The organism is Rahnella sp. JUb53 (genome assembly GCF_004346065.1).
In the GTDB taxonomy this organism is placed as follows: Bacteria; Pseudomonadota; Gammaproteobacteria; order Enterobacterales; family Enterobacteriaceae; genus Rahnella; species Rahnella variigena.
The window spans coordinates 338,160-358,433 of sequence record NZ_SLYT01000003.1 but is presented as its reverse complement, the minus strand read 5'-3'; the positions used below and the strand labels follow the sequence as shown (position 1 = coordinate 358,433).

General features: G+C 51.0%; 21 protein-coding genes and 1 other RNA gene. 10 read left to right on the top strand and 12 right to left on the bottom strand.

The genetic code is table 11. The features are described 5' to 3' along the window. Positions 1–41 precede the first annotated feature (41 nt). Both EC840_RS09415 and ykgO read left to right on the top strand, forming a co-directional pair. Entirely contained in the window at positions 42–296 is a 255-nt protein-coding gene (locus EC840_RS09415; protein ID WP_112287528.1) for a type B 50S ribosomal protein L31, read from the top strand. Positions 297–316: 20 nt separating this feature from the next. Further along, positions 317–457 (top strand): type B 50S ribosomal protein L36, encoded by a 141-nt coding sequence (gene ykgO, locus EC840_RS09410; protein ID WP_004954542.1) that lies wholly within the window; start codon positions 317–319, stop codon positions 455–457. A gap of 128 nt (positions 458–585) precedes the next feature. Here the strand turns inward: ykgO and EC840_RS09405 are convergent, their stop codons facing one another. From EC840_RS09405 to EC840_RS09395, 3 genes are read right to left on the bottom strand one after another with little or no spacing between them, the layout of a single operon-like run. After that, a complete protein-coding gene (locus tag EC840_RS09405; RefSeq protein WP_112287527.1) occupies positions 586–1,464 on the bottom strand; it encodes a metal ABC transporter substrate-binding protein in 879 nt (292 codons plus the stop codon). Between the two features lie 43 nt (positions 1,465–1,507). Beyond that, complete coding sequence (locus EC840_RS09400; RefSeq protein WP_112287526.1) at positions 1,508–2,365, bottom strand: metal ABC transporter permease; 858 nt, start codon at positions 2,363–2,365, stop codon at positions 1,508–1,510. Continuing rightward, on the bottom strand, positions 2,362–3,123 hold the full coding sequence (locus EC840_RS09395) for an ABC transporter ATP-binding protein (RefSeq protein ID WP_132965067.1): 762 nt from the start codon (positions 3,121–3,123) through the stop codon (positions 2,362–2,364). Before EC840_RS09395 ends, EC840_RS09400 begins: the two co-directional genes overlap by 4 nt. Before the next feature lie 350 nt (positions 3,124–3,473). On the opposite strand from EC840_RS09395, the gene EC840_RS09390 reads away from it, so the two are divergent. The 3 genes from EC840_RS09390 to EC840_RS09380 all read left to right on the top strand — a co-directional run bounded on the left by EC840_RS09390 (position 3,474) and on the right by EC840_RS09380 (position 4,684). Beyond that, positions 3,474–3,827 carry a hypothetical protein gene (locus tag EC840_RS09390; protein WP_129638322.1) on the top strand — a complete coding sequence of 118 codons (354 nt, stop codon included), beginning with the start codon at positions 3,474–3,476 and terminating at the stop codon, positions 3,825–3,827. 239 nt (positions 3,828–4,066) lie between these two features. Then, the gene (gene tomB, locus EC840_RS09385; RefSeq protein WP_104923047.1) at positions 4,067–4,435 is read left to right on the top strand and encodes an Hha toxicity modulator TomB; all 369 of its coding nucleotides are present in this window, start codon (positions 4,067–4,069) and stop codon (positions 4,433–4,435) included. 45 nt (positions 4,436–4,480) lie between these two features. Then, positions 4,481–4,684 (top strand): HHA domain-containing protein, encoded by a 204-nt coding sequence (locus EC840_RS09380; protein WP_013576617.1) that lies wholly within the window; start codon positions 4,481–4,483, stop codon positions 4,682–4,684. An 82-nt stretch (positions 4,685–4,766) separates the two neighbouring features. Here the strand turns inward: EC840_RS09380 and EC840_RS09375 are convergent, their stop codons facing one another. Next, a complete protein-coding gene (locus EC840_RS09375) occupies positions 4,767–5,717 on the bottom strand; it encodes a LysR family transcriptional regulator (RefSeq protein ID WP_207914752.1) in 951 nt (316 codons plus the stop codon). Positions 5,718–5,854: 137 nt separating this feature from the next. On the opposite strand from EC840_RS09375, the gene EC840_RS09370 reads away from it, so the two are divergent. After that, entirely contained in the window at positions 5,855–7,636 is a 1,782-nt protein-coding gene (locus tag EC840_RS09370; RefSeq protein WP_132965065.1) for an adenine deaminase C-terminal domain-containing protein, read from the top strand. Between the two features lie 82 nt (positions 7,637–7,718). Beyond that, the gene (locus EC840_RS09365) at positions 7,719–9,068 is read left to right on the top strand and encodes an NCS2 family permease (RefSeq protein ID WP_132965063.1); all 1,350 of its coding nucleotides are present in this window, start codon (positions 7,719–7,721) and stop codon (positions 9,066–9,068) included. Between the two features lie 137 nt (positions 9,069–9,205). Here the strand turns inward: EC840_RS09365 and ffs are convergent. Further along, an RNA gene (gene ffs, locus EC840_RS09360) (signal recognition particle sRNA small type) lies at positions 9,206–9,302 on the bottom strand. Between the two features lie 191 nt (positions 9,303–9,493). Here ffs and EC840_RS09355 point away from each other — a divergent pair. Beyond that, positions 9,494–9,802: an MGMT family protein gene (locus EC840_RS09355; RefSeq protein WP_132965061.1), complete on the top strand. Its 309-nt coding sequence runs from the start codon at positions 9,494–9,496 to the stop codon at positions 9,800–9,802. Between the two features lie 89 nt (positions 9,803–9,891). On the opposite strand, the gene EC840_RS09350 is transcribed toward EC840_RS09355, so the two are convergent. Then, the gene (locus EC840_RS09350) at positions 9,892–10,473 is read right to left on the bottom strand and encodes a YbaY family lipoprotein (protein WP_112287520.1); all 582 of its coding nucleotides are present in this window, start codon (positions 10,471–10,473) and stop codon (positions 9,892–9,894) included. Between the two features lie 279 nt (positions 10,474–10,752). On the opposite strand from EC840_RS09350, the gene tesB reads away from it, so the two are divergent. Further along, positions 10,753–11,619: an acyl-CoA thioesterase II gene (tesB, locus tag EC840_RS09345; protein ID WP_113876136.1), complete on the top strand. Its 867-nt coding sequence runs from the start codon at positions 10,753–10,755 to the stop codon at positions 11,617–11,619. Positions 11,620–11,770: 151 nt separating this feature from the next. On the opposite strand, the gene amtB is transcribed toward tesB, so the two are convergent. From amtB to EC840_RS09320, 5 genes are all read right to left on the bottom strand, one after another. Further along, positions 11,771–13,060: an ammonium transporter AmtB gene (gene amtB, locus EC840_RS09340; protein WP_095924964.1), complete on the bottom strand. Its 1,290-nt coding sequence runs from the start codon at positions 13,058–13,060 to the stop codon at positions 11,771–11,773. 85 nt (positions 13,061–13,145) lie between these two features. Beyond that, positions 13,146–13,484 carry a P-II family nitrogen regulator gene (gene glnK, locus EC840_RS09335; RefSeq protein WP_009639071.1) on the bottom strand — a complete coding sequence of 113 codons (339 nt, stop codon included), beginning with the start codon at positions 13,482–13,484 and terminating at the stop codon, positions 13,146–13,148. Positions 13,485–13,825: 341 nt separating this feature from the next. Beyond that, a complete protein-coding gene (locus EC840_RS09330; RefSeq protein ID WP_181955510.1) occupies positions 13,826–15,610 on the bottom strand; it encodes a SmdB family multidrug efflux ABC transporter permease/ATP-binding protein in 1,785 nt (594 codons plus the stop codon). 7 nt (positions 15,611–15,617) lie between these two features. After that, entirely contained in the window at positions 15,618–17,387 is a 1,770-nt protein-coding gene (locus tag EC840_RS09325; protein ID WP_132965059.1) for a SmdA family multidrug ABC transporter permease/ATP-binding protein, read from the bottom strand. Between the two features lie 135 nt (positions 17,388–17,522). Then, entirely contained in the window at positions 17,523–17,978 is a 456-nt protein-coding gene (locus tag EC840_RS09320; RefSeq protein ID WP_112287516.1) for an Lrp/AsnC family transcriptional regulator, read from the bottom strand. Positions 17,979–18,097: 119 nt separating this feature from the next. On the opposite strand from EC840_RS09320, the gene EC840_RS09315 reads away from it, so the two are divergent. Next, a complete protein-coding gene (locus EC840_RS09315; RefSeq protein WP_112287515.1) occupies positions 18,098–19,141 on the top strand; it encodes a PLP-dependent cysteine synthase family protein in 1,044 nt (347 codons plus the stop codon). Positions 19,142–19,309: 168 nt separating this feature from the next. Here EC840_RS09315 and cof read toward each other — a convergent pair whose 3' ends face one another. Then, positions 19,310–20,128, bottom strand: a complete 819-nt coding sequence (cof, locus tag EC840_RS09310; protein ID WP_113876140.1) for an HMP-PP phosphatase — start codon at positions 20,126–20,128, stop codon at positions 19,310–19,312. Positions 20,129–20,274 lie beyond the last annotated feature (146 nt).

Here is a 20,274-nt window from a genome sequence, read left to right as displayed (position 1 = left end):
CATACTTATTGTTATAGTATAACATAACAACTTGAGGCATTATGAAACCCGCTATCCATCCTGCGTATCGCACCGTGGTTTTCCACGACACCAGTGCTAATGAATACTTCAAGGTCGGTTCAACCATCTCGACAGACCGCACCATTGAGCTGGAAGGGGCAACCTACCCTTACATCACGATTGAAGTTTCTTCCGCTTCCCATCCGTATTACACCGGTAAGCAGAAAGAGTATTCAAAAGAAGGCAGCACCGCGCGATTCAATCAACGCTTCGGCAGCTTCCTCGGTAAAAAGTAAACAACATCAGGGAAATTGTTATGCAGGTTCTGAGTTCATTACGTTCGGCAAAAAATCGTCATCCGGATTGTCGCGTGGTTCGCCGTAAAGGCCGGATTTATGTGATCTGTAAAAGCAATCCGCGTTTTAAAGCCGTTCAGGGCAGAAAGAAAAAGCGTTAACACTGCGCCTTTCCCTTATGCCCCTTATAAAAAAAATAAAAGCCCCGCCGCTTGCCCGACGGGGCTTTTTCTTATGTTAAGACATGATGTAAAACCTCCTCACAGCGAAACCGTGAGGAGGGGAAATCTTATTTCATGCTGGCAACGATCGTCTCAACGTTGTGCTTAAACGCTTTGATATACGTCGTGGCCGGGCCTTGCGGGCCTGAAAGTGCTTCAGGATACAGTTCACCACCAGGTTGCGCGCCGCTCGCCGCAGCAATTTGTTTCACCAGACGCGGATCGGTCTGATTTTCGATGAAGTACGTTTTCACCTTCTCCTCTTTGATCTGCTTAATCAGCGACGCGACACCGCTGGCGCTGGCCTCCGCTTCGGTAGAAAAGCCGACCGGTGCCATAAAGCTGACATGGTATTCCTGACCAAAATAACCGAAAGCATCATGACTGGTCAGCACTTTACGTTTTGACTGAGGAATGCCGGTGAATTCAGTTTTGGCCCACGCATCAAGCTTCTGTAACTGCTCAATATAGGCGGTTCCGCGCTGGCGGAAATAGTCAGCATCTTCCGGATCGGCTTTGATCAGCGCATTCATCACATTGGTCGCATAAATCACGCCGTTCGCCATGCTGTTCCAGGCGTGCGGATCGGTAATTTGTTTGCCGTCTTCTTCCATTTTACGGGAATTAACGCCTTCAGATGCCGTCACCACATGACCTTTGTAACCGGAAGCCGTCACCAGACGATCGATCCACCCCTCCAGACCTAAGCCACTGACGAAAACGACATCAGACGCATTAATCGCCTTACTGTCTTTCGGCGAAGGCTCAAAGCTGTGCGGATCACCGTCAGGTCCGACTAGCGTCGTCACTTTAACGTGCTCGCCGCCCACTTCCTGAACGATATCCCCGAGAATAGAAAAACTGGCCACCGCATCCACGGTTTTCGCCATAGCCAGCGGGCTCGACAGCAGGGCAGCTGCTGCGAGTGATACAGGTAATACTTTCATCATGTCCCCTTAATTGTGGTACTGCTTATTAACTTACTGCTGCTTAAGTTCGCGAAGCCGTTAACATCCCGCCCCGCTTTCCAAATAAAACTGAAATAAAGAAGATCACCGTCGCGCTGAGGACGATAGCCGGGCCTGCGGGCAGCGAAGCGTAATAAGACCAGATAAGCCCGACGATACTGGCGATCACACCGATAATCATGGCGCTCAGCAAGGTATGGGGTAAATCCTGCGCCCAGAAACGTGCGCTGGCCGCGGGTAACATCATCAAACCGACTGACATCAGCGTGCCGAGGATCTGGAAGCCGGCAACCAGGTTCACAACGACCAGCGCCAGGAAAATCCCATGTATCGCCGCCAGCCATTTCCCTGCGCTGACCCGTAAAAACAGTGAATCGAAGGATTCTATGACCAGGGCGCGATAAATGCAGGCCAGCACCAGCAATGACACACTGGTAATAATGCCGACCATAATCATTGCTGAGGAATCGATCGCGAGAATAGAGCCAAACAGAACGTGCAGAAGATCAACACTGGAACCGCGCAGGGAAACCAGCGTCACACCCAACGCGAGCGAACCCAGATAGAAACCGGCAAAACTGGCATCTTCCTTTAATTGTGTGCGGCGGCTCACCAGGCCTGACAGCATCGCCACTGCAAGTCCTGCAATAAAACCGCCAATTCCCATGGCGACCAGCGACATTCCTGAAATCAGATAACCGATAGCGGCACCCGGCAATACGGCGTGGGAAAGTGCGTCCCCCACCAGACTCATCCGACGTAATAGCAGGAAAACGCCCAGAGGCGTGGCGCTGATGGATAATGCGATACAGGCAATTAACGCGCGGCGCATGAAACCAAACTCAATAAAGGGATCGGCCAGTAAATGAAAAAGCATCATGAATTGGCAACTCCCGCCACGAGAGAAAAAGGTTCGGTCGAAATACAGGCATGCGCCTGATGCGGGAAGTGACCCAATACGTCATGCGCCGTTCCCCATAGATTCTTTTGCGCGCTGAGGTAAAGCACATGAGGAAAATGCCGGGCAACCATTGAGATATCATGTAAAACCGCAATGACGGTTTTGCCTTCCTGATGCCACTGCGCAATCACCTTGAGCAGCAGTTCTGTTGTCTGGGTATCGATGCCAGTAAAAGGTTCATCAAGCATGATGAGAGGCGCCTGTTGCACCAGTAAACGCGCGAATAAAGTGCGTTGCAGCTGACCACCGGAAAGCGAACCTACGGGCAAATGCGACATTTCAGTCATCCCGACCGTCTCAAGCGCCTGAGTTACTGCGGTGGCTGACTGCTGATTTATGCCGCCGAAAAGTCCGCTTTGCGGCCAGCACCCCATCGCGACCAGGTCGAATACGCTGATCGGAAAACCGCGATCCAATTCCGCCTGCTGCGGTAAATAGGCCAGACGCGGACGTTTTCCGCCGGTGAAGGTAATATTGCCCGCAACCGCCTGCTGAAGGCCAGCCAGCGTTTTGAGGAAAGTGGATTTACCCGCCCCGTTAGCCCCGATAACAGCCGTCAGTGAGCCCGAAAGAAATTGCCCGCTGACCGGCATCGCAACCGCCCGGCGGTCATAGCCGACTTCAACATTGTTAACAAAAATCATGGTAGCGATATTGCCCAGTAAATTGCGGCCCATAAAATAGCCAGTACAGCCAGCACAGCGAGACAGCGTACTGGCGAAGAAAGTGTAAAGAGTGTTTTGGTCATAGCCCCTCCATTCGTTACAATATAACATCACACACTCGGTTTTGTATCAACACGTGAACTGTTTCGATTTTTTACCAGATGTCCTTTCGGAACGGGGAATGCACACCCTGGGCCAGGCAAAATTGTTAGAAAAGGGTAAAAATTGATGAACAGAAACTAATTGTCATTACAATCAGAAAGTTATGTTTTTCCGCAGTGGAAATTTTTTTCTCTGCTCAAAACACATCCTGATAAAAGTATGCAATAATAGAAAGGTATGGAGTTCAAAGGCGAAAACCGGTGAAAAAATTTATCCCCTACCCTATTAATGGGGAAAATCTGACTCCTTCAGATTTGCTGCAGATTATTGAACGTTATTTATCTGAAATTGAAGAGTCATTAATTGGCGATTTAACTTACTTCTCAGAAAATGCACGTTATGAACCAAATTCTTTGCAAATCGTGTCAATCGTTGCAATTGGCGAAAATTGTTATTCGATGAATTACCAGTTCAGATGGACGATTTTCAACGGTTGTCTGGACATTAATGCACAAGAGTTCACGACGCAAAGTGTCACATTCCTTGTAAAGCCGGCAGGTCTGGAGTTTGATATTATTGATTTGTTCAAAGGTTCAACGGCTGAAGAATTGTAAGTTTGAGTAATACGTTTGCGCAGCTTTCTCAAAATGAATTATATTTAAATTATATGTTGTGTAATAAGACCGAGAAAGTTCATCTCAAAGACTGAGATTGTCTTTGATGTATAAGTCAGTTCATAGCGTTATCTGTTCATAGCGTTAGTAGTGAGAGCCGTTTTCTGTAAGCCATCAAGTTTTGTTGTTTACTCACAGAGTGTTATCAACACCGAATAAACCATTACGGAGGGGATGATATGGATGAGTACTCGCCTAAGCGGCACGATATCGCTCAGTTACGCTACCTGAATGAAATGTTGTATGATGAAGGCATCGCGACACTGGGTGACAGTCACCACGGTTGGGTCAACGACCCTACTTCTGCTGTTAACCTGCAACTCAACGAACTGATTGAGCACATTGCATCCTTTGTGATGAGCTTTAAAATTAAGTATCCGGACGATACCCATTTAAGTGATCTGGTTGAAGAGTATCTGGATGATACCTACACCCTGTTCAGCAATTATGGAATTAACGATTCTGATTTACGCCAATGGCAAAAGACCAAGAAGCGATTATTCAGAATGTTCTCAGGGGACTACATCTGTACCCTAATGAAGACTTGAGTAATAATTTATATGCAGTCATCAGATAAAAATGAAAAGGCTAAGATGAACAAAATCGACTATTTGATGCGTTTAAGAAAATGCACCACTATTGATACACTTGAACGTGTCATTGAAAAGAATAAGTATGAACTGTCCGACGACGAGCTGGAATTGTTTTACTCAGCAGCTGATCATCGTTTAGCGGAGCTAACGATGAACAAGCTGTACGATAAAATCCCGGTATCAGTCTGGAAATTTGTACGCTGACAGACAGAGTCAGGTCGAAATACCTTTCGGCCTGACGCTCATAATTCATACAATATAACTTAAGCAATTTTTAACTATTTCTTCAGATATTTCTTTCTGCTTTCTCTTTGATCTGCCGGTGGAATGTTTGTAAAAGAAACTGGAAACATTGTTCTGTTACAGGCGAGCGCAGAGGCGTTGGCTTACGCATCATCGCCACTGTACGACTTAATGTGGGTTGCTGCAGATGAACCACTGTTAATTCATCATCATTAAGTGTTGCTGTATATAATTCTGGCAATATCGCCAGGGCCAGACGCGAACGAACTAAACCATATAACGTCTCCTGAAAATCCACGCGATAACTCACCCGCAAATTCAGCCTGTGACTTTCAATTAATGAACTCACCAGCCTGCTGACATTTCCTTTTGAAAACAAAGCAATATCCCTTTTAGCCAGTTGTTTCCAGGGGATATTATGCCCTTCTGATAGGGGATCATCGCGCCGGATCACCGCCACAAAAGGATCTTCCAGCAACGGATATATCGCGACAGAATCAGGCACCGTGCTGTCGGTCGCACCGATACCAAAATCCACAGATCCGTTCTCCAGTTCCAGTAATAATGCATCGTTTGTCAGGTCATGAAATTCCACACGCATATCAGGGAAATATTCCGATAATAACTGCGGAACAGCCGGGAATAACAACGTACTGACTGAAGGGACCAATCCGATACGTAACGTTCCATCACCCCCCTGCCGCATGATTTGTTGCATATCATCGAAGGCACTATGCGCTGTATTCAGTAGCCTTTCTGCATAAGGTAAAACAGCTTCGCCCTGTTCGGTCAGGCTGACTCCCTGAGCGGTGCGGTTTAATAATTTCCCCCCCAGTACTGATTCAATTTGCCGCAGTGCGCTGCTTAAAGCTGGCTGACTGATCGCCAGACGGTTCGCCGTGTCGGTGAAACTGCGTAACTGCGCCAGCGTTACAAAGTATTGAATTTGCTTGAGGGAGAGCGCAGGCAACCGGCGCCAGGGTTCAGACATGATGGTCAGGGATCCCGCTAAAAATAGAAAACGTTTGCTCAGCATAACCGCATCTTATAAACGGATAAAATAATTCATCTGTGCAAAGGCATTCCCTCTCCCTACATTAGCCCAATCACTTTGTAAATCCGGATACTGACATGACCGAAAACATTGCTCCGTTACCCCTGCGCCAGCGCGCGGTTCAGGCTGCGTTAGGGAAAATTCCTTTTGATCGTCTGCTTATCAACGCAAACGTTATCGATATGGTGACGGGAGAGATTCGCGAAGCCGATGTCGGGATCACCGGCAATATGATTGCCAGCGTCCATCCGCGTGGAAAATTCTCTCAGGCAGAAAATGTCGATGACTTAACCGGTCGCTATCTTTCGCCGGGACTTATCGACACCCATGTGCATATCGAAAGCTCTCACCTTTCGCCGGAAAAATACGCCGGAATTGTCGTTGCTCAGGGAACGACCACCGTGTTCTGGGATCCGCACGAGCTGGCGAATGTGCTGGGCGTCGCCGGGGTGCAATATGCCGTTGAGTCGAGCCGTAATTTACCTCTGCGCGTGATTTGCGCAGCCCCTTCCAGCGTCCCTTCCACTCCCGGTTTAGAAATGTCCGGCGCTGACTTTCACGGTCAGGAAATGCAAACCATGCTGAGCTGGCCGGAAGTCGCCGGGGTTGCCGAAGTCATGGATATGCACGGCGTGATTAATGGCAGCGGGCGGATGCTGGAAGTTCTCGAGGCCGGTTTAAACAGCGGCAAACTGATCGAAGGCCATGCCCGCGGGCTGAAAGATGAACAGTTGCAAGCCTATCTGGCGGCTGGCGTCACCTCTGATCACGAACTGACTTCTGCGCAAGATGCACTGGAAAAACTGCGCGCCGGTCTGACGCTGCAAATCCGCGGCTCCCATCCTTATCTTCTGCCGGATATCGCTGCTGCGTTGCTGGCGCTGCCACATCTTTCCTCACAGATTACGCTGTGTACTGATGATGTTCCGCCCGATCATCTGCTGGAAAAAGGCGGGCTGATTGCGTTAGTCAAGTTGCTAATTTCACACGGGTTACGTGCAGAAGATGTATTGCGCATGGCGACTTTCAACGCCGCTATACGCATGCAACGTTCAGATTTAGGGCTGATAGCGCCAGGCCGTACGGCAGATATCATCGCGTTTGATTCACTGGAAAATCTGCATCCGCACACCGTATACGTGGCAGGGAAGTGTGTGGCAAAAGAGAGCAAACTTCTCTTCACGCCAGCGGCGGCCAGTGGTGTGACACCTCCTCGTGACACAATGCGGCTCAGTGCCCTCATTGCAGACGACTTCTGCATGAAAGTTCCGGGGCTGACAAACGGCAAAGCCCGCCTGCGTAATATTAAAGGCGCACGCTTTACACAGTGGAGCGAAGTGACCGTTGACGTCAAAGACGACGTTGTACAACTCCCGGAAGGCTTCAGCCTGATTTGGGTGCAGCACCGCCACGGGCGGCATGACGCCACCCCAAAAATGGCATTACTGGAAGGCTGGGGAGAACTGCGCGGAGCGATTGCCACCTCCTACTCGCACGATTCACATAATCTGGTGGTACTGGGACGTTCCCCCGCAGATATGGTTGTGGCGGCGAATCAGCTCATCTCCAGCGGCGGCGGAATGGCACTCAGCCAGAATGGCACATTGCTGGCAAAAGTAGATATGCCCATTGCCGGAATGCTCTCTGAATTGCCTGCGGAACAACTGGCTGAACAATTTAAAAATCTGCGTGAACTCAGCGCACAGATAGCCGACTGGAAACCCCCTTACCGCGTTTTCAAAGCCATCGAGGGCACGTGTCTGGCGTGTAATGCCGGGCCGCATCTGACTGACTTAGGCCTCACTGACGGCGGACTGCGTGAAATCGTCGACCCGGTTCTGGAAATCTGGCCGGAATAATTCTGAAATGCCCGGTGCCACGCCGGAGCAGAAATGATAGCAAACACAACATTATAAAAATTATTGTCAGGGGAATTTAAGCATGTCTGAAAGTTCTGTGAAAAACGTAGCAACCTCAACGCAGCAAAGCTGGTTGCAGCGACGCTTTCATTTACATCAGCGCCAGACCCGGGTGAAAACCGAATGTCTGGCAGGGATCACCGGATTCCTCGCCGCTGCTTATTTGCTGGTGGTGATCCCCGGTTTGCTGGCGGTGAGCGGGATGGACAAAGGCGCGGCGACAACCGGCGTGATCCTGGTATTTGTGCTGGGCTCATTATTAATGGCGTTCTACGCTAATCTGCCGTTTATGGTCGGCCCGGGCATCGGTGGTTCCGTGCTGGTCGGCGTCACGCTGGCCGGTGACGGCATCAGCTGGCCCATCGCATTAGGGATAGCCTGCTGGTCGGGTATTTTATTCTTCGTGATGACAGTTTTTGGTCTGCGGGAAGTCGTCACACGTTCTGTGCCGCAGTCCATCAAACTCGGTCTGACGGCATCGATTGGTATTTTCGTTGCCCTGCTCGGTTTTCGTAACGCCGGACTGGTGATGGCTAATGCAAAGACACATGCACTGGCGTTAGGCGATTTCACCGCGCCGGGTGCGCTGATTGCGCTGCTCGGTTTGCTGCTTGCCGTGGGATTGCAGGCGCGCAAAGTACCTGGAGCAATCCTCTGGGCTATTTTACTGGCGACCGTGGCCGGTATTCCGTTTGGTGTGACGCATCTGCCTGAACAATGGATTTCCCTGCCCCACTCAGTGGCTCCGCTTTTTGGCAAAGTCGATTTGATCGGCGCGATTAATATCGCTTTCCTGCCTTTCCTGTTCATCTTCTTTGCATCAGAATTCTTCTCAACGATGGGTACGACGCTGGCGGTAGGCGGGGAAGCCGGGTTGCTTGATGAACATGGCAATATGAAACACATCAACCGGCCATTCATGGTGGACTCTGTTGCCGCAGCGCTCGGCCCGATTGTAGGGATCCCAGCCGCAACCGCGCTGATAGAATCGTCTGCTGCTGCAGAAGCGGGGGGGAAAACAGGCCTGACGGCGCTGTCTGCCGCAGTGATGTTCCTGCTGATGCTATTGTTCACACCTGTTGCACTGATGATCCCGAAAGAAGCGACCGCACCTGCGCTGATCCTGATTGGCCTGAACATGTTCAGTAATCTGCGCAAGGTCGATTTGGCTAACTTCACTGATGCGCTGCCGGTGCTGATGATGGTGATGATTACCCTGATTTCCAACAGCTTCGGTACCGGGATTGCCGGTGGCCTGCTGTTTTACATCATCATTAAAGTGGTGGCCGGTAAGGTGCGCGAAGTGCCTTTGGGACTGTATATACTCGCCATCCCGCTGGTGTATTACTTTGCGACGCTGGTTCATCACTAAAAAAAACCAGTAAACAGTCAGCAAACCAGGGCGCGGATAACGTGCCCTTTTTTATGGGCGCAGTTTGGCTAAGAGGGAGTTATGAATCGGAAAAATAAGGGGATTGATAAAACGGGAAGGCCTGAAATTGGTGGAGGCCCTGCCAGCTACATCCCGGCACACACGACACCTGCTATGGCTGCTTCCTTCCGGACCTGACCGAGTTAACAAGTTAGCGTTGCGGGAGAACCAACAGGGCCCCCATTGACGTTGTCGGCTTCATTTCTCCTGAGAGAATCGAAGCGGTGGGCATTATCTGTGATGCCCGAGGCAAAAGCAAGTTAACCGCCGACAACCGTTGTTTTCTTAAACAATACGCCTGAATCTGGACGGACAGAAGGACATTTTTTGCGTCATACTGTTCGCCAAACACTGAGGAGGATGTCATGTCAGAGCCCGATAGCTTTCGCCAGCGCGTATTCCAGATAATCGCTGCCATTCCCCCGGGTCAGGTCACGACTTATGGCAACGTCGCTCAGCTGGCTGGTTCTCCGCGGGCGGCACGTCAGGTGGGCGGTGTGCTCAAAAAGTTACCCGAAGGCAGCACGCTTCCCTGGCATCGGGTGATTAATCGCCACGGTGAAATTTCCCTGCAGGGTGAGGACTTTAAACGTCAGCGTCAGGCGCTTCTGGCCGAAGGGATAATCTTTACGAAAGGTAAAGTTGATTTAGAAAAGTATGGCTGGAAGTGGTAGTTCTGCGCACATCATTACGCAAATAAAAAAGCACCGCCGGAGCGGTGCCTGAATCATCACGAGTCACGAATAAATAAGTGAGTAACGAATTAGTACGTTGCTGACTGTGTCGGAACTGCACTTACCGGTGCCGGTGCCGTGCCCAGCCCCGAATTTGACGGGTTAGTCATTGGCGCCAGAGCATTCGGTTTAGTCGCCACAGGGACGGCTACGACCGGAACAAGTTGCAGGTCGGCACGCGTGCCCTGACCGTTATTGATGACTTCTTTGATGCTGTCAGTAACAAAGGTTACCTGACCATTAATGGTCACCGCCGCACTTAACAGAACACGCGCATTAGGCGCAATTTCCTGTGGGTTATACGGCAGGATAAAGGTAAACGGTGACTGTTTGCCCTGGGTTCTCGCGACTTTCTGCGAGATGACACGCGACGGCGCATCAGCAACCGAAGCATCAGACAAGGTCACGGTCAGAACCGCATCTGGCGGCAAGGCCACACGCTGATTAATGAACACGCTACCCGATACGTTCGGGCCGGTGATCGCAGGTGCAGTGGCCGGGCTGGCCGCGGTATTCACTGGAGGTTGCTGCGCTGGAGCCTCGTGATGCTGTGCGCATCCGGCAAGAGTCAGAGACAGCGCGGTTCCACCTACTATCTGCCAAAGTTTCATTGATCCTTCTCCCTTTTATTATTCGATTGTCGACAAGTTGTAACAAACGTAACCAACGCCGACGATGAACTTAGTGACTTAAACCAGCTTACCCATTAATCATGGCACAAAAAACCAGAGTTCGCCGCCCCGAGGATAAAACAAGACTTCTGAGGTTTCAAAAGATCCACTATGATTAACAGGTTAGACCTGTCAGCGAAGGTGTATTTCAGAACATTCCTGCCTGCGGTATCCCGAACAACTTAGGTCAATATCACCGGTAACTTTCATGAGGCCACTATGAGTCAGGCATTAAAAAATCTGCTGGATCTGTTAGATCTGGAAAAAATCGAAGAAGGACTGTTTCGTGGTCAAAGTGAAGATCTGGGTTTGCGTCAGGTCTTTGGTGGTCAGGTTGTCGGTCAGGCGTTGTACGCGGCCAAACAAACCGTACCTGTCGACCGCGGTATTCACTCTTTTCATAGCTACTTTCTGCGTCCCGGTGACAGCAGCAAACCCATCATTTATGACGTGGAAATTCTGCGAGACGGCAACAGTTTTAGCGCACGACGCGTAAAAGCCGTTCAGCATGGCAAACCGATTTTTTATATGACCGCGTCGTTCCAGAGCCAGGAAACCGGCTTCGAACATCAGAACACCATGCCTGATGTCCCGGCACCAGAAACGCTGGTTTCTGAATCAGATATTGCCAAAAATCTGGCGCATCTGATCCCTGAAAAATTCCGTGAAAAATTCATTGGTCACAAGCCGATTGAAATGCGTCCGGTGAAATTCCATAACCCGTTGAAGGGAAGTGTAGAAGAACCTCACCGCGCGGTCTGGTTCAGGGCTAACGGAGAAATGCCGGATGATTTGCGCATCCATCAGTATCTGCTGGGTTATGCCTCGGACTTCAATTTCCTGCCGACTGCACTGCAACCGCATGGTATCGGGTTCCTTGAGCCAGGAATGCAGGTCGCCACCATCGACCATTCGATGTGGTTCCACCGCCCTTTCCGTATGGATGACTGGCTGCTATACGCCGTTGAAAGCACATCTGCGTCGGGCGCTCGTGGTTTTGTACGCGGACAATTTTATACCCGTGATGGCGTTCTGGTTGCCTCTACGGTACAGGAAGGCGTGATCCGCCAGCGGACGCCTGAATAAACATTATCCGATCGCGGTTGGCAAAAACTGTGCATTAAAAAGGGGCGATATCGTTATCGCCCCTTTTGCATATCATCATTATTTTATTGTTTTGTACTGCTTAATGAGAGAGTTAGCGCACTACTTTCTCTGAAATCCTGTTACTGAGCCATTACTGGTTATAGGCGTTTTCGCCGTGGCTGTTCACATCCAGACCTTCACGTTCCTGCTCTTCAGGAACACGCAGGCCTACAATCATGTCAGCCACTTTGTAACCGATGAAGGCCACAACACCAGACCACACCAGTGTGACGCAAACGCTGAAGAACTGAACCCAAACCTGATGGCCCATGGTCACGCCTTCTGCATAACCCACGCCGCCCAGAGAGCTGGAAGTGAATACGCCGGTCAGCAGGCAACCTACGATACCGCAGACGCCGTGAACACCGAACACGTCACAGGTATCATCAACGCGCAGCCATTTTTTCAGGGTAACGACACCCCACAGGCCAGTCACACCACCGACCAGACCGATAATCAACGCACCGCCCACGCCGACCGTACCACACGCCGGAGTGATGGCAACCAGACCTGCGATAGCACCGGAGCTTGCGCCCAGCAGAGAAGGCTTGCCGCGAACCATCCACTCAACCAGAGTCCAGGACAGGATTGCGCCAGCCGTTGCAATCACAGTATTCAGGAACGCCAGCGCGGCAATGGAACTTGCTGCACTTGCAGAGCCGGCGTTAAAGCCGAACCAGCCGACATACAGGATTGCAGCGCCAGTGAACACCATTGGCAGGTTGTGAGGTTTGAACGCTTCTTTACCGAAACCGGCACGTTTGCCCAGCAGATAAGCACCGACCAGACCCGCGATAGCGGCGTTGATGTGAACAACGGTACCACCAGCGAAGTCCAGCGCGCCATCAGCAGCCAGGAAACCGCCCGCCCATACCATGTGTGCCATTGGAATGTAGGAGAAGGTCAGCCAGATCACGGTGAAAATCAGCACCGCAGAGAAACGCACACGTTCAGCGATACCACCGACGATCAGTGCCACGGTGATGCAGGCGAATGAACACTGGAATGCCACATGGATCATCTGAGAGAAGGTGCCGGTAACAGAATCCAGGCCAATGCCTTTCATCATTACGTTGCCGAAACCACCGAAGAAGGCGTTACCTTCGCTGAATGCCAGACTGTAACCGTAAAGGATCCACAAAACGCAGACCAATGCGAAGGTCACAATAACCTGAGTCAGCATGGATAAAACGTTTTTGGAACGCAGTAAACCGCCGTAGAACAAAGCTACGCCAGGTACGGTCATAAACAATACCAGCGCAGTACAAATCATCATAAAGGCGTTATCAGCGCCGTTGGCGGCGGCTGGTGCCGCGGCCATGGCAAGCGAAGGCAATAATGCCACTGCGCCCAGCCCCATCATGGATAAAAGTTTTTTCATTATTAACCCACCCCTGTTTCTCAAAACTGTTTTTTCTAATCTGATTTATCTCAAACCGGTTGGCATGAGAGATAAAAACCGGAAATTACAGTGCTGCTTCGTCGGTTTCACCAGTACGAATACGGATAACACGTTGCAATTCAGCAACGAAAATTTTGCCATCACCGATCTTGCCGGTGTAGGCCGCTTTGCTGATCACGTCGATCACTTCATCGAGCTGATCGTCAGCGATAGCAATGTCGATTTTTACTTTTGGAAGGAAGTTCACACTGTATTCCGCGCCACGGTAAAGTTCGGCATGACCTTTCTGACGGCCAAAACCTTTAACTTCCGTTACGGTCAGCCCCTGAATTCCAACAGCAGACAGCGCTTCACGCACGTCTTCCAGCTTAAAAGGTTTGATCACCACAGTAACCAGCTTCATTGTGCCACTCCTCGAATTAAGGGCTTACCGCGAGAGGATTCGCGCCCGATACGCAAGGGATAAAGCAAAGGGTGTGCCAGAGTTGAAACTGATGAAAGATTCCTGCAATTCCCGCGCAAACCGGCATTTTCAGAATAATCGTGACCGGGCGCACAGTTGTTTCGCCACACAGCACACTGCTGAGTACGCACCATTTAAGTGCTCATCGCTGCTTTATAGTGCAATGTGTAAACCGCAGGTATTTTGCCTGCATGAATACGGTGCGCGGGATGGGATGGCGGGAGGATAAGACGTTGAGGAGAGAATGCTGGCGTAACGAACGCGTTACGCCAGCTGACAGTTTATGCGTTTTCTGTGGAAGGAATTCCCTGCTCAGCTGACGCCAGTTCTTGCCCGGCAAGTTGCAACTGATACATCTGATAATACCGGCCTTTTTCTGCCAGCAGCTGTAAGTGGTTGCCCTGCTCAACGGCTTGCCCGCGGTGCAATACCAAAATATTATCTGCATCCACAATCGTCGACAGCCGGTGTGCAATTACAACCAGAGTTGTTTGCTGACGAATGGCACGTAAAGCACGCTGAATTGCCTGCTCGGTTCCTGAGTCGATATTGGCCGTTGCCTCGTCAAGGATCAGAATTTCTGGTGCCTGCACCAAAACGCGCGCCATCGCCAGTAATTGCTTCTGTCCGACAGAGAGATTATTACCCTGTTCTCCCAGACGCGTATTCAACCCTTCCGGCATTCCCCGTACCAGCGGAGAAAGCTGCACAATATCCAGTGCGTGCCAGACCTGAGCTTCATCAATATCGCGACCTAAAGTCACGTTAGAGAATACCGATTCCGCCAGCACCACCGGATCCTGCTGAACCATAGCAATTCCCTTTCGCAGACTGGAATGCGAGAGATCAGCAAGGTTACGCCCGTCGACGCGGATCTCACCTTTATTCAGCGGATAATAGCCCATCAGGAGATTCGCCAGCGTACTTTTGCCACTGCCTGTGTGCCCGACCAGCGCCACAAATCCACGTGAAGGGACATGCAGGGTAATATTCTCCAGCACCCATTTGTCCGGGCGGTAGGCAAAACTGACGTCGCGAATATCAATCTCGCCGCTGGTCAGCAACTTATCGTCCGGTCCGTACTGCTGCTGAGTCCGGTCCATCAAATCAAAGATACGTTCACCTGCGACTACAGCCTGCTGGAGAATGGATTGCTGCGACGTCAGCTCAATCAGAGGTTCGTTTAGACGCCCGAGGTAGTTGATGAAAGCATACAAAACCCCCACGCCAATCGAGCCTTCGGCACTGAAACCGAACAAGATTAACAGGCCGCACAAAATCAGGGATGAAAATAAGCTGAGTAACGGCCGCAGCAAAAATCCTTCGAGCCTGAGCGTCTGCATGCGGGCCATATAATGTGACTGACTGGCGCGGGACAGTCGTTCACCAAACCGTTTTTGCTGACGGAATTGCTGAATAACGTTCATGCCATTAATGACTTCGTTGAAGCCATCATTAATGTCCGCCAGATAAGCACGCACTTTACGAACGACCGGCGTACTGTAAATCTGGTACAGCCCCATCACCACAAACACAGCCGGGAAGATGCAGATAGCCACCGAGGCAAGTCGCCAGTCAAGGCTGAACATCGCCACCAGCATTGCGCCAATCAGCGCAATGCTGCGCAAAACCGTCGATACAACAGTGACATAAAGGTCACGGATCACTTCAGTATCATTGGTCACACGCGAAATCAGTTGCCCGACCGGCTGGGTATCAAAGGCGCTCAAAGGCTGACGCAATGCCGCATCCATGACGTCGGTGCGCAGACGCTGAACCACGCCAACCGCAGCACGGTTAAACAGAAGTGCCTGAAAATAGTGCAAGCTTGCTGCCAGAAATTGCAGGAAGATGAAACTCAGCGCCAGCAAACTGACTTTCCCCCAGGGCATTTCACCTTTCGCCACATAGTGATCAATAAAGAAACTGATCAGGATCGGGCCGGTGACTTCCGCTGCGGCGGCAATCCACAGCATCAGCACCGCATAAGACAGAGGCTTACTGTATGGTTTGCCATATCCCAGAAGACGTTTAAGCGTAGGCCAGAGCTTCTGGATTTTACTCACTTTTTGTTCAGCCATGTTGTTCCGCCTCCTTTTCCGGCACATCATCCAGCGCAGCTTCAAGCTGCTGATAGCGGAACATATCGCGATACCAGCCCGGCTTCGCAGCCAGTTCGTCATGATCGCCGCGCTGTGAAATGCTTCCGTGACTGAACACCAGAATCTCACTGGCTTCGGTCAGCGCAGAAAGCCGGTGAGCACTGATAATCACCGTTCTGTCACTGCCCCACTGACGCAGATTTTGCAGGATCTGATGCTCCGTGCGGCCATCAACGGCTGACAGGGCGTCATCCAGGATCAGGATTTCAGCTTTCAGCAACAGCGCTCTGGCAATCGAAATACGTTGTTTCTGGCCGCCCGAAAGCATAACACCACGTTCACCGACTTCTGTTTCATACCCCTGAGGCATACGCAAAATGTCATCGTGAACGCTGGCAAGCCGTGCCACTTCCTCAATGTCTTGCTGCGTGGCATCCGGCCGGCCGAGGGCAATGTTCTGCGCGACGGTATCTGAAAACAGGAAAGGCGTCTGGCTGACTACCGCAAGCCGCGCGCGCCAGTCATCAAGCCGGATCTCTTTGAGTGATAGACCGTGGTAACGCACATCGCCTTCAGTCACATCGAACTGGCGCTGAAGCAGTGCCAGCAAGGTACTTTTTCCAGAACCCGTCGGGCCACATAAACCGAGCATTTGCCCCGGTTTCAGGGAAAACGCCACAGACGTTAAGGCAGCGTGTTGGTGTTCGGGATAATGGAAATTGTTGATCTGCGCTTCAAGTACTGCGCGACCCGCCGGTAAAGGCGTTGCGCCATCGGCCACCGCTGGCGCTTCCTGTAACAGGCTGCGGATACGGCTGTAGGCGGCACTGCCACGCTCTACGATATTGAACATCCACGCCAGCGCCAGCATCGGCCAGATCATCAGCCCCAGATACATCACAAAACTGGTCAGTTCACCGAGTGTCAGATGCCCGTTGACCACCATCCAGCTGCCGCCGCCAATGGCCAGAAGATTTGCCATGCCGATGGAGACGTAAATCGTCGGATCAAAACGTGCATCGACCCGGGCTACGCGCAGGTTTTTAGCACCGGTATCCGCGGCAACATCAGCAAATTGTGATGACTGATGGTTTTCCAGACCAAAAGCTTTGATCATGCGGATGCTGGTCAGGCTTTCCTGTGCCTGATCGTTAAGAGAGGAAAATGCCGCCTGTGCGGTTTTAAAGCGGGAATGCAACTGGTCGCCGTAACGCTTGATGATGATCGCCATCACCGGCATCGGCACCAGCGAAAGCAGCGTCAGTTCCCAGCTGATCTGGGTTGCCATGACAATCAGCACGGCAAGTCCCATAACCAGTGAATCCACCAGTGTCAAAACGCCCTCGCCTGCGGCAAACACCACGCGGTCGACGTCGTTGGTGGCACGGGCAATCAAATCGCCGGTGCGATGACGCAGATAAAAAGCCGGATGCTGACGACTAAGCTGGCGGAAGAAATCCTGGCGTAACTCGACGGCCAACTTATAGGACGCACCGAATAACAGTACGCGCCAGACATAGCGCAGCAGGTACACGACTATCGCTGTGCCGAGCATCAGACCCAGCCATGCGAAAAGCACGTTGTAAGACATTTGTTTTGACGTTACGCCATCAATGATTATGCCCACCAGTTTTGGCGGCAGTAATTGCAGGACAGCAATAATGATCAGCAAGGCAACGGCACCCAGATACCGGCGCCATTCGCGACGGAAATACCAGCCTAATTGTGCAAACAGTCTCACGCAGAGTTTTCCATACAAATAATAATGATTTTATTGAGTTAACAGATATCACAAATACCCGTTTGCTCTTCAGGCTGACAAGGATACCAGAGTTAACATGCGTTTCTGATGAAACTTTTTACTGCAACTTTTGCATTAAATGGGCAATGCGGTGGTCGATTTTATGCGCTCCATCGCAAAACTTGAGGTCACATCGTTCAGTCCCGGAATGCCGTTCACAAGTCGCTTGTAAAAGTTATCGTAGCTTTTCATATCGGAAACCTGCACCTGCAATAAATAATCATATTCTCCGGCCATCCGGTAGAAGCCAAGTACTTCCGGAAATGCTTCAACCTGTTGTACAAACCGCTGATACCATTCGCTGTTGTGATGCTGAGTTTTGATCAGCACAAATGCCGTCAGGCTCAGTCCCAGCTTATCGCCATCCAGCAACGCCACTTTGCCGCGAATAATCCCGTCATCTTCAAGGCGCCTGATTCGTTTCCAGCAGGGAGTGGAAGTGAGATTAACGGCATCCGCCAGTTCGTTCAGGGAAAGGGTGCAATCTTTTTGCAGCAGGGATAAAAGCTTGAGGTCAATTTTATCTACCATAAGGCACTCCGGGAGAAAATACTTCTACAAATACGGCAAACCGTGGGTCAAAGAGTAACTTATTTCTCTGGTGATTACGTTATTCTTATCCCATCCAAACACTTTTATGAGTCTGCAACATGCGTAATTCCTGGGTCACTCACGCCATTAAAGAAATCGACGCCGATTTTCAACGTTCAGCCGACACACACTTAATTCGTCTCACACTGAATGACTTACCCGGAATTTCGATGTATCTGAAGGATGAGAGCACCCACCCTTCCGGCAGCCTGAAACATCGCCTGGCACGCTCACTGTTTTTATATGGTCTTTGCAACGGCTGGATCCGCGAAAATACGCCCATCATTGAAGCTTCTTCGGGCAGCACCGCCATTTCCGAAGCCTACTTCGCCCGACTGTTGGGTCTGCCTTTTATTGCCGTGATGCCTTCCTGTACGGCTCCGCGCAAGATTCAGCAAATTGAGTTTTACGGCGGCCGCTGTCATTTCGTCGAAAATTCCAGCCAGATTTATGCGGCTTCCGAGCAACTCGCCAGAGAACTGAACGGTCATTATATGGATCAGTTCACCTACGCGGAACGCGCGACTGACTGGCGCGGGAACAACAATATTGCCGACAGTATTTTCCGTCAGATGTCCCGCGAGCCGCATCCGGTGCCGCGTTATCTGGTGATGAGCGCCGGTACCGGTGGAACCTCTGCGACGCTCGGACGCTATATCCGTTATCAGGGGCACGACACCGAACTGGTGGTGGTAGATCCTGAAAACTCGGTATTTTACGATTATTATCAGCAACGTGACGCCAGCGTCACTGCGCAATGCAGCAGCCGCATTGAGGGCATTGGCCGCCCGCGCGCCGAACCGTCATTTATCCCGGACGTCATCGACAACATGATGCAGGTGCCCGATGCCGCAAGCGTGGCGACCGTCCGCTGGTTAGAAAAGGTGCTGGGACGAAAAGTCGGTGGCTCAACGGGCACCAATATGTGGGGCGCTTTGCAGCTGGCAAAACAAATGCATGAGAAAGGTGAAACCGGTTCGATCGTCACGCTGCTTTGCGACAGCGGCGAACGCTATCTGAATACCTATTTTGACGACAACTGGGTGGCAAAGAATATCGGGGATATTTCCGTTTACGCTGCACAACTGGAAGGACTTAACTAATATTTTTCCAAAATAATTCGTGCTGCAGGCAGGCGGCAAGTTTGTGAATCCCGATGAGCTTACATGAGTAAGTGATTCGGGTGAAAGAATGCGGCTAACACAGCTAGAGTTTGAAAGATGAAGAGGAAAAAAGCCGGGACAGAATGGCCCGGCTTGCTGCAATACCTTTTATTCGGGGGAATAGGTGAGGTGTGGAGTGTGCAGCCAGTGTTGCAAAAAGTGAGACACCGCCTGATTGCGGCAATGCCCGATGATTTGTAAGTGAGGAGATTGCTCTTTCAGCACCGGTAATGCGTTGCCCATTATCAGCCCCATCCCGACGCCTTCCAGCATTTCTTTGTCGTTCATAGCATCGCCAAAGGCCATGCATTCAGACATTTCAATCCCCAGTCCCGCCGTCAGAAGTGCCAGGGCGCTGCCTTTATTGCTGCCCGCAGGCTGCACATCCAGACAATCTGCCGCTGAGAAACACAAATCTAAGCGCGGTCCGAAGTGCGCTTTCAGCTGAGGAACCAGCGCCAGCAGGGTTTCGTGAGGCGCGCAGAAACACACTTTACTGTTACCCGAATCCGGCAATAAACGCAGATCCTGCAACTGGTAACGGAAACCGCTGAACTGGTGCGGGATCAGTAAGTCAGGATCATCGAGCGACGTAAACCAGCCTTCATCGCGGAACACGTGCAGACTGGCCGGAGTATCCCATTGCGTGTGCAGAAGCTCATGCGCACAATCTTCGGACAAATCGCTTGCGTGCAACCGGTGGCCGGCTAAGTCATGAATACGCGTGCCGTTACCAGTGATCAGGAAACCGTCCAGCCCGATATTTGCCAGAATATCTTTCATTTCAAGATAATGACGACCGGTCGCAAACGTCAGTTTTACCGGTTTTTCAGCCAGCTGACGCAGCGTTGCCAGTGTTTTTTCGCCCAGGGTGTGATCGGGTAAAAGCAGCGTGCCATCCATATCAAATGCAGCTAAACGGTACATGTTTCCTCTCTGAGCGGGAATAATTTTCACTTTCAAAGTATGTACCCGGATTTGCGGAACTAATAGTGAACAGTTTATGAATACTGTTCCGGTTTTAGCTCACACTTTCTTTCTTCGCGGCAAGCCAGCGCGCCGTGCGTGGGATA

Bases quoted from the DNA above. Each gene is read 5' to 3' on its own strand.
- EC840_RS09415 (WP_112287528.1), top strand. From the start codon at position 42: ATGAAACCCGCTATCCATCCTGCGTATCGCACCGTGGTTTTCCACGAC.
- ykgO (WP_004954542.1), top strand. From the start codon at position 317: ATGCAGGTTCTGAGTTCATTACGTTCGGCAAAAAATCGTCATCCGGAT.
- EC840_RS09405 (WP_112287527.1), bottom strand. From the start codon at position 1,464: ATGAAAGTATTACCTGTATCACTCGCAGCAGCTGCCCTGCTGTCGAGC.
- EC840_RS09400 (WP_112287526.1), bottom strand. From the start codon at position 2,365: ATGATGCTTTTTCATTTACTGGCCGATCCCTTTATTGAGTTTGGTTTC.
- EC840_RS09395 (WP_132965067.1), bottom strand. From the start codon at position 3,123: ATGGGCCGCAATTTACTGGGCAATATCGCTACCATGATTTTTGTTAAC.
- tomB (WP_104923047.1), top strand. From the start codon at position 4,067: ATGGATGAGTACTCGCCTAAGCGGCACGATATCGCTCAGTTACGCTAC.
- EC840_RS09380 (WP_013576617.1), top strand. From the start codon at position 4,481: ATGAACAAAATCGACTATTTGATGCGTTTAAGAAAATGCACCACTATT.
- EC840_RS09370 (WP_132965065.1), top strand. From the start codon at position 5,855: ATGACCGAAAACATTGCTCCGTTACCCCTGCGCCAGCGCGCGGTTCAG.
- EC840_RS09365 (WP_132965063.1), top strand. From the start codon at position 7,719: ATGTCTGAAAGTTCTGTGAAAAACGTAGCAACCTCAACGCAGCAAAGC.
- EC840_RS09355 (WP_132965061.1), top strand. From the start codon at position 9,494: ATGTCAGAGCCCGATAGCTTTCGCCAGCGCGTATTCCAGATAATCGCT.
- EC840_RS09350 (WP_112287520.1), bottom strand. From the start codon at position 10,473: ATGAAACTTTGGCAGATAGTAGGTGGAACCGCGCTGTCTCTGACTCTT.
- tesB (WP_113876136.1), top strand. From the start codon at position 10,753: ATGAGTCAGGCATTAAAAAATCTGCTGGATCTGTTAGATCTGGAAAAA.
- amtB (WP_095924964.1), bottom strand. From the start codon at position 13,060: ATGAAAAAACTTTTATCCATGATGGGGCTGGGCGCAGTGGCATTATTG.
- glnK (WP_009639071.1), bottom strand. From the start codon at position 13,484: ATGAAGCTGGTTACTGTGGTGATCAAACCTTTTAAGCTGGAAGACGTG.
- EC840_RS09320 (WP_112287516.1), bottom strand. From the start codon at position 17,978: ATGGTAGATAAAATTGACCTCAAGCTTTTATCCCTGCTGCAAAAAGAT.
- EC840_RS09315 (WP_112287515.1), top strand. From the start codon at position 18,098: ATGCGTAATTCCTGGGTCACTCACGCCATTAAAGAAATCGACGCCGAT.
- cof (WP_113876140.1), bottom strand. From the start codon at position 20,128: ATGTACCGTTTAGCTGCATTTGATATGGATGGCACGCTGCTTTTACCC.